The organism is Vibrio sp. V31_P5A7T61, from assembly GCF_009904895.1.
Lineage (GTDB): Bacteria > Pseudomonadota > Gammaproteobacteria > Enterobacterales > Vibrionaceae > Vibrio > Vibrio metschnikovii.
The window spans coordinates 256,753-270,627 of sequence record NZ_WXWI01000033.1 but is presented as its reverse complement, the minus strand read 5'-3'; the positions used below and the strand labels follow the sequence as shown (position 1 = coordinate 270,627).

At 44.8% G+C, this 13,875-nt stretch carries 13 protein-coding genes and 1 pseudogene; 6 read left to right on the top strand and 8 right to left on the bottom strand.

Going from position 1 to position 13,875, the window contains the following annotated elements:
• Positions 1–145 precede the first annotated feature (145 nt).
• On the bottom strand, positions 146–538 hold the full coding sequence (locus tag CAG58_RS08835) for a RidA family protein (RefSeq protein ID WP_004395531.1): 393 nt from the start codon (positions 536–538) through the stop codon (positions 146–148).
• Positions 539–589: 51 nt separating this feature from the next.
• A complete protein-coding gene (locus CAG58_RS08830) occupies positions 590–2,035 on the bottom strand; it encodes an N-acyl-D-amino-acid deacylase family protein (protein ID WP_161429668.1) in 1,446 nt (481 codons plus the stop codon).
• A 179-nt stretch (positions 2,036–2,214) separates the two neighbouring features.
• On the opposite strand from CAG58_RS08830, the gene CAG58_RS08825 reads away from it, so the two are divergent.
• Positions 2,215–3,486 (top strand): amino acid deaminase, encoded by a 1,272-nt coding sequence (locus CAG58_RS08825; protein WP_161425707.1) that lies wholly within the window; start codon positions 2,215–2,217, stop codon positions 3,484–3,486.
• Positions 3,487–3,575: 89 nt separating this feature from the next.
• A complete protein-coding gene (locus CAG58_RS08820) occupies positions 3,576–4,439 on the top strand; it encodes a MurR/RpiR family transcriptional regulator (RefSeq protein WP_004395533.1) in 864 nt (287 codons plus the stop codon).
• 147 nt (positions 4,440–4,586) lie between these two features.
• Here CAG58_RS08820 and CAG58_RS17065 read toward each other — a convergent pair.
• Together CAG58_RS17065 and CAG58_RS08810 are read right to left on the bottom strand one after the other, a co-directional pair.
• Positions 4,587–4,673: pseudogene (locus tag CAG58_RS17065) on the bottom strand (glycoside hydrolase family 3 N-terminal domain-containing protein); the annotation flags it as partial.
• A 179-nt stretch (positions 4,674–4,852) separates the two neighbouring features.
• On the bottom strand, positions 4,853–5,977 hold the full coding sequence (locus CAG58_RS08810; protein ID WP_161425709.1) for a multidrug effflux MFS transporter: 1,125 nt from the start codon (positions 5,975–5,977) through the stop codon (positions 4,853–4,855).
• A 99-nt stretch (positions 5,978–6,076) separates the two neighbouring features.
• On the opposite strand from CAG58_RS08810, the gene CAG58_RS08805 reads away from it, so the two are divergent.
• Complete coding sequence (locus CAG58_RS08805) at positions 6,077–6,874, top strand: AraC family transcriptional regulator (protein WP_161425711.1); 798 nt, start codon at positions 6,077–6,079, stop codon at positions 6,872–6,874.
• 4 nt (positions 6,875–6,878) lie between these two features.
• On the opposite strand, the gene CAG58_RS08800 is transcribed toward CAG58_RS08805, so the two are convergent.
• The 3 genes from CAG58_RS08800 to CAG58_RS08790 all read right to left on the bottom strand — a co-directional run bounded on the left by CAG58_RS08800 (position 6,879) and on the right by CAG58_RS08790 (position 8,797).
• The gene (locus tag CAG58_RS08800; protein ID WP_072669336.1) at positions 6,879–7,601 is read right to left on the bottom strand and encodes a sulfite exporter TauE/SafE family protein; all 723 of its coding nucleotides are present in this window, start codon (positions 7,599–7,601) and stop codon (positions 6,879–6,881) included.
• Between the two features lie 163 nt (positions 7,602–7,764).
• Positions 7,765–7,890 (bottom strand): hypothetical protein, encoded by a 126-nt coding sequence (locus CAG58_RS08795; RefSeq protein ID WP_411847835.1) that lies wholly within the window; start codon positions 7,888–7,890, stop codon positions 7,765–7,767.
• Between the two features lies 1 nt (position 7,891).
• On the bottom strand, positions 7,892–8,797 hold the full coding sequence (locus CAG58_RS08790) for an EamA family transporter (RefSeq protein WP_161425710.1): 906 nt from the start codon (positions 8,795–8,797) through the stop codon (positions 7,892–7,894).
• Positions 8,798–8,944: 147 nt separating this feature from the next.
• Between CAG58_RS08790 and CAG58_RS08785 the strand changes: the two genes are divergently transcribed.
• The 3 genes from CAG58_RS08785 to CAG58_RS08775 all read left to right on the top strand — a co-directional run bounded on the left by CAG58_RS08785 (position 8,945) and on the right by CAG58_RS08775 (position 12,396).
• Positions 8,945–9,415: a MarR family winged helix-turn-helix transcriptional regulator gene (locus CAG58_RS08785; RefSeq protein WP_202598248.1), complete on the top strand. Its 471-nt coding sequence runs from the start codon at positions 8,945–8,947 to the stop codon at positions 9,413–9,415.
• Positions 9,416–9,708: 293 nt separating this feature from the next.
• The gene (locus CAG58_RS08780; RefSeq protein ID WP_161425069.1) at positions 9,709–11,466 is read left to right on the top strand and encodes an AMP-binding protein; all 1,758 of its coding nucleotides are present in this window, start codon (positions 9,709–9,711) and stop codon (positions 11,464–11,466) included.
• A 9-nt stretch (positions 11,467–11,475) separates the two neighbouring features.
• Positions 11,476–12,396 carry a bile acid:sodium symporter family protein gene (locus tag CAG58_RS08775; RefSeq protein WP_110167890.1) on the top strand — a complete coding sequence of 307 codons (921 nt, stop codon included), beginning with the start codon at positions 11,476–11,478 and terminating at the stop codon, positions 12,394–12,396.
• 438 nt (positions 12,397–12,834) lie between these two features.
• Here the strand turns inward: CAG58_RS08775 and CAG58_RS08770 are convergent, their stop codons facing one another.
• On the bottom strand, positions 12,835–13,869 hold the full coding sequence (locus CAG58_RS08770) for a methionine synthase (protein WP_161425070.1): 1,035 nt from the start codon (positions 13,867–13,869) through the stop codon (positions 12,835–12,837).
• Positions 13,870–13,875 lie beyond the last annotated feature (6 nt).

Below are 13,875 nucleotides of genomic sequence, written 5' to 3'. Positions count from 1 at the left end.
ATTTTTATAGCTTTCGCTAAATATATTACGCACTACTGCTTTATGAAATTATATTTATGTAGGGAGTGAGAGTGCCGAAAGGGTAATAACAAGAAAGTAATTATTTCCGGCACTCTATTTAATTTAATTAGGTAAAGTGTGATTTCTATCGGCGATCTTCGCGATAGCAAGTCACATCGACCTCGACTTTCACGTCCACCACGAGATCACACACCATGCAAATACGTGCAGGTGGGTGATCACCGAAGAACTCTCTGAATACTTTGTTAAACGATTGGAAGTAACGAGAATCTGTTAGTACCACTTTTACGTGTACTACGTCAGCTAGCTTGTAGCCTGCTTCTTCCATAATATCGACACAGTTTTGAATCGCTAAGCGAGACTGGTCAACGATACCGCCTTCTACCACTTCGCCGTTAGTCATTGGTGTTTGACCTGATACATATAAGAAGCCACCCGCTTCTGTTGCACGTGCAAATGGTAAATGTTGACCGCCAGTACCTATGCCACCTTCTACACCATAACGTTTAATTGACATAATATTCTCCAGTGATAATACTTAATCTATAAAATTAATTAATTTTATAGATTATTGATGGGTGTTATTTCTATAAATAAATACACCATTTCTATTGTCGGTGACTTTATCTTTTAAATAAGATAGCTCACCATTTACAAATACAGATTCAATACCTTGCGCGACAGAAATTGGATTTTCGTACGTTGCAGTATCTTTAATTGTATTTGGGTTAAATAAAACCAAATCTGCGTAAGCGCCTGCTCTTATTTCTCCACGATCTTTTAATTGGTAACGTGTGGCAGACATACCCGTCATCTTGTGAATCGCTTCTGCCAATGGGAAAAGCTGCTCTTCACGACAGTAATGCCCCAAGACTTTCGGGAATGTGCCCCACAAACGTGGATGTGGATGCGGGTCGTTTGGTAATCCATCTGAGCCCACCATGGTCAACTTATACTTAAGTACACGTTTAACGTCGCTTTCAACCATGCAGTGATAAACCGCGCCCGCAGGTTGCAATGCTTTTGCCGCTTCCATAAGAGGCAAGTGCATCTCGTCAGCAATGTCTTTCAGCATCTTGCCAGCGTGCTCTGGTTTGCTTTCAGACCAGGTAATGAAGATATCAATTTCATCCGTAACCTGTTTTAAATCCAGTGTCGAAGAGCTAGCGGAATATGGATAGCAATCGCAAGACACGTCTTGATGCTCAGAAACCTTGTCCATCAAATCCAGCACTTCTACCGTACGTCCCCAGTTGCCTGCACCTGCACATTTAAGATGAGAAATCACCACTGGCACTTTGGCGTACTGCCCAGTTTCAAAGGCTTCTTCCATTGCGCTGATGATTTCTTCAAACTCGGTGCGCATGTGTGTGGTGTAGATACCACCGTGATGACCGAGGATTTCCGCTAGGCGCATGACTTCGTCCGCGTTCGCTTGCTTGGCACTCGCATAAGCAAGACCCGAGCTCAAACCCAATGCCCCATCTTCCATCGCTTGCGTCAATGTTTGGCGCATTTGGTCGATTTCTTCATCAGTTGCCGTGCGCAGTAAATCGTCCATCACATTGTTACGTAATGTCGTGTGACCGACTAACGCAGCGACGTTAACCGCAGGGCTCGCCGCTTGTACCGCCTTCGCATACTCCGCAAAAGTTGGGTATTTGAAATCTTCCTGCTTGCCCAATAGATTCATTGGGTCTGGCGGAGTACCACTGAGTACCGTAGGGCTTGCGCTAATTCCGCAATTGCCTACGATTACCGTCGTCACGCCTTGGCTAATCTTTGCTAAGCAATCAGGGTAACGAATCACATTGATGTCATCATGCGTGTGCACATCAATAAATCCCGGAGCCAACGCAAGACCTTGACCGTTGATAACCTTCTTTGCAGAAAGCTCGTCTAGCTGACCTACTTGCTCAATACGATCTTGACGAATTGCAACATCAGCAATGAATGGTGCTGCACCTGTACCGTCAAATACCTCTACGCTTTTGATAATGGTGTCGAACAGCATACTTCACTCTCTTCGTCCGTAATTAACATGATTCCATCTTAATAATTCTTGAAATTTAAACAGTGAAGAAACACACAAAAAACTCAGATTTGTTTGATACTTTTTAACATATTGTTTATGGTGGTTAGCAACAAACACTTAATATCAATCAGTTAAACCATGTTAGAAGTAGGTGCGCCATGAAAGACAATCGCCAAAAGTGTGATAAAAACTATCATAATGAGTTTGTTACCACGCCAGGTTACGGAGAAAAGGCTCAACCTGTTGCGGGCAATTCGGAAGGATTACACAGTTTGATCCATGAAGAGATCACCCTACCCGCTGCGGTGATCAAATCTTCTTCATTAAAGAACAACCTCGATTGGATGCAGCGTTTCGCCAATCAACACAAAGTGAAGCTGTCACCGCACGGTAAAACCACCATGACACCTGCTTTCTTTCAGCAGCAATTAGAAAACGGCGCTTGGGGCATTACCGTAGCAACGTCGGCTCAGGCAGAGATTGCGGCTCTCGGCGGAGCGAAAAATATCATCATGGCGAACCAACTAGTGGGGCGCGCGAATATGACCATCATCGCCAACTTGGTTAAAGCCCATGGGATCAACTTCTATTGCTGTGTGGACTCAAGCCGAAACGTCAAAGCGCTAGAACGTGCGTTCGCTGAACATCAATTGCCGCTTAATGTACTGATTGAGTTTGGTGTCGAAGGCGGTCGCTGTGGATGCCGAAACCAGCAAGATGTGGTTGAACTCGCTACTCTCATCCACCAGCAACCTCATCTTACGCTCAAAGGTATCGAGGTCTACGAAGGAGTCATTCATGGTGACAATGCTGAACAGGACATTCGTGACTTCCTCAACACCACATTAGAAATCGCAGCTCAGCTACAAAGCAAAAAGTTGATTGAGTCCAAACCTCTGGTTACTGGCGCAGGCTCTGCTTGGTATGACGTGGTTTCCGAATGCTTCGCCAACCTAGAAGATTTTGACGCCATCATTCGCCCAGGTTGCTACGCGATTCATGACACAGGCATTTACCTAGACGCACAAAACAAAGTCATGCAGCGAGCTGAAAACAACCAAGGGGCAGCGTGTGATTTAGGCGGTGATTTGGAATCGGCTCTAGAGCTTTGGGCTTATGTCATTTCTCGCCCTGAGCCAACTAAGCTAGTTGCTGGCTTCGGTAAACGTGACGTTGCATTTGATGCCGGGTTGCCAATCCCTGAACGCGCATACCGCGATGGTGAGCCAATCTCGATTGAAAGTGCGCTAACTACCGCAGTGATGGATCAACACGCCTTCATCGAAGTAGACGCAAACAGCGACCTTCAAGTGGGTGATATAATTGCCTTCTCAACCTCTCATCCATGTTTAACATTTGATAAGTGGCGTGCCGTGGCAATTTGTGATGATGAGTATCAAGTCACTCATTGGGTGAAAACATGTTTCTGATGATGAGCTTAGTGAAGCTTTTCGCTATACTTCATGCCAAACCTGTAGAGGCGGAACAATCGCCTCAATGTAAAAGATAGGAACACAGCTTGAGTTTAGAAATCGATATTATTTCGCAAATCACTGAGCGTTTCAGTGCGCTGCGCGATGCCGAAAAGAAGGTCGCTAAGTTGATCCTAGACGACATTCAAACTGCCGCCAATGCCAGCATTACTGAACTGGCAGAAAGCGCAGAAGTGAGTGAAGCCACCATTACCCGTTTTGCCAAAGCTATTGGCTGTAAAAACGTGCGAGATATGAAGATCAAATTGGCACAAACTTTAACGGTTGGACAACGATTCATCCTTGAGCCTCCCGATCAAAGTGGCTACCAAGGTATCTATGAGTCGATCAAGCAATCCCTTGACGTAAACCACCGTTTGATTGTTGAAGAAGATATCGACACTGCCGTGAACTGGCTACACAACGCAAGACAAGTGATTTGTATTGGTATGGGTGGCGGTTCAACCATTGCAGCACAGGAGATGCAGCATCGTTTGTTCCGTCTGGGCTATCCTGTTGTGGCCTATAATGATGGTTTGTTATCGCGCATGATTGCGGCTACTGCAGACACAAACGATGTGTTAGTGATGATCTCAGCCACAGGCTATACCCCTGCGATCATTGAAACCGCGCAATTAGCAAAGCAGTACGGCGTAAAAGTCATTGTGATTACTCCGAAAGACACGCCTTTGACCGAGCAAGCCGATTTGGTTCTGCCTATCGAGCACCAAGAGACAGATTTCATCTACAAGCCATCCGCTTGTCGTTACGCGATGTTGGCTTTGGTTGACGTGCTTTCAATGTCATTAGCAGTTAATCATAAGCGACGCTCTCGCGATAAACTGCGCCGACTCAAGGTTGCTCTCGACTCTTATCGTGGCGGTTTAGAAAGGCAGCCTCTCGGAGATTAAACCGAGGTAACTCCTTCCGATGACAGTCGATTCCGAAAACGACAAAGCCCGATGTTCAACATCGGGCTTTTGTTTATTCGTGACTTGGTAAAGGGATAATTTGAAGATATCAGTTACTCACCATGCTAGACTACATTCAGTCGTATTCCCGATGTTCGTGCTGTCTGAAATAATAACGCCTTCAAAGCCCATATTTTGACGCAGCAGTTGCTGTAAAATCGTCGCCGATAAGGATCGCATCCAACTGTGGCTACGCCGACTAACCCTGTCGATCCAAAAGTAAATGAAAAAATGGATAACAGGCTCAGTCATTCATGTGGGCGTACTCTCCTAAAGAAATGAGGCAATCGGATTAGGGGATTTCAGCTAGAGAAGTCAAGAGGAGAAAATCAGAGTTACTCCTCCTGATTTTGTCATTGATGTGAACGTAAGAACGTCGCACAGATTGTCGCTATACTGCATATCACTAATACCAAACCTAAATGCTGAACGATACCAGCTAAAGCTAATCCACCACCAATCAATAAGTAATACATCAGTCCCAATAATGCGCCAGCACTACCCATTTGTTGTTTATAATCAACCAAAGCTAAACTCAGTACATTGGGAATCGCAATACCAAAAGACATCACCACCAACATCATAGGTAGAACAAACCCGATTGAATTTAGCATACTAAAAACACCGCTAGCTCCTATCGCTAATAACAGCGCCGCTAACCACAATAAAGTCCTTTGCGACACTTTTTTGGCAAGGAGGGATTTGTTTGCATAACTGCCAAGCAACGTACCAAATCCCAAGACAATCCCACTGTAGCCGAATTGTTCAGAATTCAAACCTAAGTCAGAGAAAATAAATGCGCCGAGTTGGTAATAAGAAAATAAAGCAATGTTATAAAGCGCAACTAATATTACTGACAGCCATATGTGTCGGTCTTTAAACATGCTAATACTTAAATAGCCAAGTTGTAGTGGTTGCTTTTTAGTTTGAGTTTCAGGAAGCTTGAACAAATTATAGAAAAACAACAGCAAAGCGATAATAAATAGTGCGAAAAACACATAATGATGACCACCCATTGCTGTAAGTTGACCACCTAACAGCATGCCTAACACTGGACTTATCGAAATACCCATTCCCATTAAACTAAAGACCTTGCCTAGTTCTTCACCACTAAATGCATCACGAAGCATTGTCTGTGTAACCACTGAGCCAACCGCTATTCCAAATGCGCTGAGTGCTCGTGCAATCATAAGCACGGTAAAACTTTCCGCTTGAATCGCGACCAAAGCTGCACAGCTGTATGTAAATAACCCAGCCATCATCGTTGGGCGTCTACCAAATTTGTCCGCCAAAATACCCCAAACTAAAACACCCATGGCAAAAGCTAAGAAGTAAACGGATAGTGTTTGTGCAGCTTGGGAATAGCTAACAGAGAAGTATTGAGCTATGGACCCTAAAGCTGGGCTATAAATAGTTTCAACAATTTGTGGCAACATCAACATCACAATCATTAGCCATAAAGACGGTTTCGTATTCATATAAAGTCCTCATTATGAATCACATTGGCGCGCAGTATAAATCGGACTATCATTTCCCTATTAACAATAAAAAAACCAAAAACATCAAAATTCGGACAAATGGCACTTATTAATCAAGAAACTCACTTCGATCCTGATAGCTTAAATTCTAGCGTTGTTGGCATAGCCGCTAACGTTGGTAAACACGACTCTGGTAGGCATCAACATAAAAAAGGGCAATTACTTTTTGCTCCGCAAGGGTGTATGAGCTTTGCTTTAGACAATGCGATATGTATTTTACCGCCGACAAAAGCGGTTTGGATTCCGCCATCAACGCCACACCGTGCGACGATGACGAATGTTGTCGCTTATCGTTCGTTATACTTCGATTGCACTGATTTTGAATATCCAAATGACATCACCATAATTGAAGTAAATGCACTGCTAAAAGCACTGATTAATAAAATGTCGTTATGGTCATGGGATAAATCTGAACATGAAATGAAGAATACGACAGCTCTATTTTGGGAGGAGTTTTACGCTGCAAAACGTCATGCATTTCAAATTCCTCTACCAGTAGATCGTCGATTTAATAAATTCCGTGAGCAATTGATGAATGAATCTTTTTTAGTGCCAAGTCTGACCTCCATTGCCATCTCTATCGGAGCAAGCAGCAAAACTGTCACTAGGCTATTTAAATCAGAAACAGGGATGTCTTACCAAGACTGGAAACAGCAATGGCGTTTATTAAAAGCTATTGAATTACTTTCTAGAGGAATACAAGTGAACGACGTTGCCCATTGGCTAGATTTTTCTTCGGATAGTGCTTTTATTGCCTTTTTTAAGAAACAAACCGGACAGACACCTTTAAATTTCATAAGAAATAATATTGAGCACTTTGATGAAGGCGGTAGATAAATGGTCAAAATAATCCATGCCATACTGCGGTTGCGCCGCTGACTAAACAAAGTACCAGCGCTGCAACGCGGATTTTTTCTTTCGGCAATGAATACGTGGTTTTACGGGCTAACAGATAGCCTAACCAAGCAGCGGGGATCAACGGTAAAGTCAGCAGTACATGGTGCCACGTTAAAAAACCCGTCGGCCACTGCACCATTAACGAGATGATCGAACTAAATACAAAGAAAGCCGATAAATTACCGCGCAGTTGATTAGCTTCTTGATGCTGAAGCAACAGCGCCATCGGAGGGCCACCGATGCCACTACTGGTACCAAATACGCCAGAGAAAAATCCCGCGATGCCCATCCGAGTTGGATTTGGTTCAATACGCAGCGGCAGCAAACTCACTGCTACCGCAAACAGCACTAGCAAACCCAGCCACAGAGCCAAGGCCTGAGTAGAAATCCACATCAACAGTAAACCACCGACAATCGAACCCGGTATACGCCAAATTAAGGCCATTTTTAACCCACCAATCGAAATGCTCTCGCGATGTTTCATCGCATTAAGCACCGAAATAAATAGCGCGACCAAACAGATCGGCGCTGGCACATAATCTGGAGAAATCAGGAACAACAACGGCGATGCAACCACAGCTAGCCCAAAGCCGATCGCGGTCTGTACAAAGGAGCCTATGAAAACCAACATTATGGCCATCCACACACTCGCGTCTAAATATTCCATTTCGTTGCCTTGAACTATCATGTATCGAATGGCACTGACGGTATCAGTTCAGCAATATTTCGCAATAGAAACGTTTTGCCCAAATTGACCATGTCACGGTGCACAGACGAAAGCGCTGTCTCGTAGGCACTCAGTAATCACTATTCTGCCAGACACCTTCATTCTAAAACGGTAAATCCAGTATTTCGATCTGATTAAAATGTGGTTCTGCAAGGCCTTTTAAGTAGTTCGCCACATTCAAACTTTGTGAGTATGCGCTTTGACTGCCAGAGATAAGAGTCCGTTTCATATCAATTTCTTTTTAAACTGAAAGCCAGTGTTGTTGAATAAGTGGTTGAGGTGGAACGCGGGATAGCCAGCACGATCGAGATAAAAATCGCCCCTGCGCCGAAAATTTGCGTCCAAGTGAGTGCTTGTTCGAGAATGACATAACCCAGCAAGCAAGCTGAGACGCTACTTAAAAATCCGAGAAAGGACACAGTGACCGTTGGCAGTTGCTCAATACCACGGAACCAGAGAAAGTAAGCCAACATAGCGCCAACCACACTCAGATATCCGTAACCCAGGTAGTTAAGCACAGTAATTTGCTCTGGTACGCCTTCAATCCACAGGGTCGTGGGCAGCAAAAACACGCCACCAAACAGTAATTGCCAGCCGGTAAATCCAAGTGTGGACATGCCTTGAGGACGGCCCCATTTTTTGGTCATAACCACACCAGAGGCCATACTGAATGTTCCTAAACAGGCGATCAATAAACCTTGTATGCTCAAAGATGCGGTTTGATTAAGCACTAATAGTCCAATCCCAATGATACCAACACCCCCAGCAACCCACTGCAAAGGGGTGATCCGTGTACTCAGAAGAATCCAACTCATCATCATCACCAACATAGGTTGGAATGACATCACCAATGCTGCCATTCCTCCTGGTAATTCAGTCGCTGCAAAAAATAAGCAGTAAAAGAAGAAACCAATATTAAAAAAGCCCAATACAGGTAAACGCCACCACCAATGTCCAGTTGGTAAAGTTCGAGCAAACAGTACTAGCAATATCCCAGCAGGCAGAGCTCGTACTAAAGAGGCCATGAGTGGCGAATTTGGCGGTAGTACTTCGGTGGTTACGATATAGGTGCTGCCCCATACGATAGGTGCGATGGCAGTAAGCAGCATCGTCTTGATTCCTGACGTTGTATTCATTTTTGACCCTATTTAGTAGCGTTAACTTCCATAAAAGTATCTCTTAAAAAAGATACTTTTTAGAAAATAATAGAGAAATGGTTTTTAATCAAGTATCTTTTTAAAAAGATAAATTTAGAGGGAGACATCATGTCAGCAGATAACACCATGCCAAATGACAAAGTAGATGCCATTCTTGCACAATGGCAGAATGTCAGACCGGAGCTAGATTGCTCGGCGATGGGTATTGTTGGCCGATTAAGCCGCACTTATGGACTTTGGAAACCTCAATTAGAGCAAGTCTTCCAACGCTTTGATTTAAGCTCAGTTGAGTTTGATATTCTGGCAACCATCCGTCGTAGCAATACCGCCATCACGCCTACTGAGTTGTACCAAACCTTGATGCTCTCTTCCGGTGCGGTCAGCACACGTATTGAACAGCTAGTGCAACGCGGTTTAGTGCAGCGCATTGCCAGCGATCAAGACAGGCGCAGTTGTAAGGTGATTTTGACCGAACAAGGACAAAGGTTGATCGACCAAGCCTTGAATGACCATGTCGACAATATGAATCGCATGTTGAAAGTGCTCACGGAACAAGAACAAATACAGTTAGAGCAGCTCTTAAAAAAATTCTGCTAGCAGAATAAAAACCGAAATAGCAAAACTGATTGAGAAGGTACGCAGATAAATAAGACAAAGAATGATCGGCGAGTGAACTACCTACGCCTACCAATGCTGTCAATCCAAAAAATAAATTCAAAGATGGATAACCGTCTTCAACCAACACCACAGCTTCAAGTCGTCAGGATAAATCACACTTCCGAAGATAGAAATTCAGAAATTGCTGACTAAAATCAGCAGCTTCTGTGGTTTGTGCTATACGTTAATGAGTCAGATATCAAAACAACGATAACTTGTTAAGTGAGCGCTTCATGTCTAACGATGCTATTTATGACCAAGCCCCTTGGGTCAAACTCTACAGTCCGGAGCAACTAGCTTTGCATCAAGGCCATGCTAAAGACAGCCATGCTTGGCGCAGTATTCCTGAAATGCTCAGTGAAGCGGCCGCCAAATACAGCCAACGTAAAGCTTTTACCACCTGTATGCCCAATGGTATGAACGGCAGCCTTACCTTTGGACAGGTGGATGAGATGTCGACCGCTTTTGCTCATTATCTACGCGGCGAACTTGGCTTGCAAGCTGGTGATCGCGTTGCGGTGCAAATGCCAAACTGTTTAAGCTTACCCGTCGCGGTGATCGGGGTGCTCAAATCCGGCTGCATCTTAACCAGCGTTAACCCACTGTACAGCCGCCGTGAAATGAGACATCAGTTCAGTGACGCTGGGGTAAAAGCGATTGTCATTTGCGATATGTTCACCGATAAACTGCAAGACATTATTGAGCAAACCCCGATTCAGCACGTTGTCGTCACCTCTCTAGCCCAGTGGTTTCCTCCGGTAGTACGCGGTATTCTTAAGCTGGTCTTGAAATATTGGAACAAGGTGATCCCAACGCATCAGTTGAGCCATCATTCTATCGATCAAGCGATTCACCTTGGCCGCCAGCGCGGGAAAAACGATAAGCTGAATGTGGCAGAGTATTGGCAAGGTTTAACTCGCGCCGATACCGCGCTGCTGCAATACACAGGGGGCACCACGGGCGTTGCGAAAGGGGCGATGCTCAGTCATGGTAACTTGCTCGGTAACGTAGAGCAGATGGATAGCCTAGTTCAAGGACATGTCACGAGCGGCCAAGAGACGGTGCTCACTGCTCTGCCGCTGTACCATATTTTTGCTTTCAGCGTTAACTTGTTGGAGTTTTGGCATCAAGGGGCGCACAATATTCTGGTACCCAGCCCAAGACCTATCCAAAATTGTCAACGCGCGTTTGATAACTACCCTATCAGTTGGATGACTGGCGTGAATACCTTGTATAACGCGCTGCTCAATGAAGAGTGGTTTACTACCTTTCCGCCTAAACACCTTAAAGCCGCTTTAGCTGGCGGCACCGCTTTACATGCTACAGTTGCTGAACGTTGGCAAAAAGCCATTCATTGCCCTTTAGTGGAAGGTTATGGCCTAACCGAAAGTTCACCGGTACTCTGCTTTAATCCCTTAACCGATCCGCGTCCCGACTGTATTGGCATTCCAACGCCGGGTACTCAGTTGCGCTTAGTGGATGATGACGGGCATACCGTCCCGCTTGGTGAGCCGGGAGAACTGATTGCTAAGGGTGTGCAAATTATGCAGGGCTATTGGCAGCAACCGGAAGAAACGGCTCATGCGCTGCGAGATGGTTGGTTATATACTGGCGATATCGCCATCATGCATCCTGATGGCCGCTTACGCTTAGTCGATCGGAAAAAAGATTTGATCCTTGTCAGTGGTTTTAATGTCTATCCCAACGAAGTGGAAGAAGCGATCGCTGGCTTAGAGCAAGTAATGGAGTCAGCCGTCGTCGGCGTTCCCGACCCGCTCACAGGCGAACAAGTTCAAGCTTATGTGGTGTTGCGCGAGCAAGGATTAGATGAAGCAAGCGTGAAAAAACACTGTAAAAAAGAACTCGCCGCTTATAAGGTTCCGAAAAAAGTGGTCTTTGTTGATGAACTACCGAAAACCCCAGTGGGCAAGGTTCTGCGCAAAGATGTTCGTGCCATGGCCCTTGGCCAATCGACCCATTCTGATCATTAGGAGGCCACCATGTTAAGCGCTTTTGAAGAAACCCTATTATCGGTCATGATGATCATCATTATGTTTGGCATGGGCGCAAGCCTGACCTTTCGTGATTTTCGGATCGCCTTTAAACACCCTAGGGCTATCGTGGTCGGATTCAGCTCGCAATATGCCCTAATGCCCTTTATTGCCTTTGCTTTATCTTGGCTACTTAACCTCACCCCAGCACAAACGGTCGGCATGGTATTGATTGGTTGTATGCCTGGAGGAACTACCTCGAATATCTTTGCTTACTTTTCACGTAGCCTACTCAGCTTGAGTATCATGATGACTATCTGCTCAACAATAGCGGCATTTGTGATGGTTCCGCTACTGATGCAGTTCTATACCCAAGGGATTGATGATTCGCTGCGTATCCCGCCCGATCAAATTGGTCGCTTATTGTTTGCGCTACTGATCCCCACTCTGATTGGTATCTGGTTGCGGCGTAAAAATGCCAATATTGGCGCTGTGGTTGAATTAACGGGGGGCGTATTAGGCGCATTGGTGATTATTTTCTTGCTTGCCACTTGGGTACCACGTAACTGGCAACTGCTGCTTACCACTCATTGGACGGTTTATGTTGCGGTGATCATGGTTGGATTGATTGGCTTTAATTTTGGCTATTTCTTCTCACGCTTGCTTGGTCTTAATCCACAAAAAGCGCGCACGGTATCATTAGAAACCGGCATTCAAAATGGCCCCCTCGCCGCTTTGGTGGTTAGCCTAAGTTTTGCAGGGGAATTACAGCAACAAATCTTATTGATCCCAGTCATGTACTCACTGTTTATCGTTATCAACTCCACGGTAGTCACTTTCTTTTACCGTAAACGTACCTTTAGTGAAGAGCTAGCGCGCGATCAAGCAAAAATCGAACCCGCCAGTAGTACTAGTTCATCAAGCCAGTAAATATGGCGCTCACCTTTGTTATCGCTATCAAGGCCGCTAAGCGGCCTTGATAGCGAATGGCATGTTAATTAGATGCTACAATCAACAGCCCTAATCACAGTATTGATTGATGCCCAGGGGATTTATCTGTGCTTACCAGCAACAGTAAGTGGTTGATGATGCAAAAACTAAAAAGTAAGCTTTATTGATAATAAAAAGGATTAAATAACCAAATCTAATCTTGGTTACCCAATTGTTTATCACACCATTTTTCAATATCGGGTGCATAGAGAGCCAATAAACCAATGCTCATCGCAATACCACAAATAATGTAAATCGCTACCATGTTGCCACTCCCGATTGTATCTGCAAACCCATAGGCTGGCTGTTCTTGCATCGTGTGCTTAAAACGCTCAGCTGTTTATATTCTAGCTAAATACATGTCTATTGGCTAACACACTACAACTTCGCTAACAATTCGTTGCGTACAATTTCAGCACCAGCGCTTAATGAGTGGAGTTTCGCTCGTGCTACCGCTCTAGACAACGGAGCCATGCCACAGTTTGTGCATGGATAAAGCTTGTCAGCATCAACATATTTCAGAGCATTACGCAGGGTGGCCGCTACCGCTTCTGGTGTTTCAATGCTGTTGGTTGCGACATCGATAGCACCGACCATCACTTTTTTGCCACGTACCAATTCGAGTAACTCCATTGGCACATGAGAGTTATGACACTCTAAAGAAATGATATCGATATTCGATTGTTGCAGTTTAGGAAAAACCTCTTCGTATTGACGCCACTCACTACCTAACGTTTTTTTCCAATCCGTATTGGCTTTGATCCCGTAGCCATAACAAATATGTACCGCGGTTTCGCATTTTAAACCATCGATAGCTCGCTCAAGCGCTTCAATCCCCCAATCATTGACTTCGTCAAAAAAAACGTTGAACGCCGGCTCATCAAATTGAATGATATCGACACCAGCCGCTTCTAGTTCTTTAGCTTCTTCATTGAGAATTTTCGCAAACTCAAACGCCAGCTCTTTACGAGATTGATAATAGCCATCGTAAAGGGTATCAACCATCGTCAGCGGCCCAGGCAGAGCCCACTTGATGGGCTTATCCGTTTGAGAACGCAAAAATTTTGCATCTTCTACAAACACCGATTTCTGCCGAGATACAGGGCCAACCACGCTTGGCACGCTAGCATCGTAACGGTCTCGGATTTTCACCGTTTGTCGATTTTCAAAATCAACGCCATGCAAATGTTCGATAAAAGTCGTCACAAAGTGCTGACGGGTTTGTTCGCCGTCACTGACAATGTCTACCCCTGAGATTATTTGTTCATGCAAGGCAATACGCAGAGCATCGTATTTTCCATCTATTAACTCTTGTTGCTGTAATTTCCAAGGTGACCAAAGCACTTCTGGCTGAGCTAACCAAGTCGGTTTTGGCAGACTACCTGCCGTCGAAGTTGGGAGTAATTTTGTCATAATGTT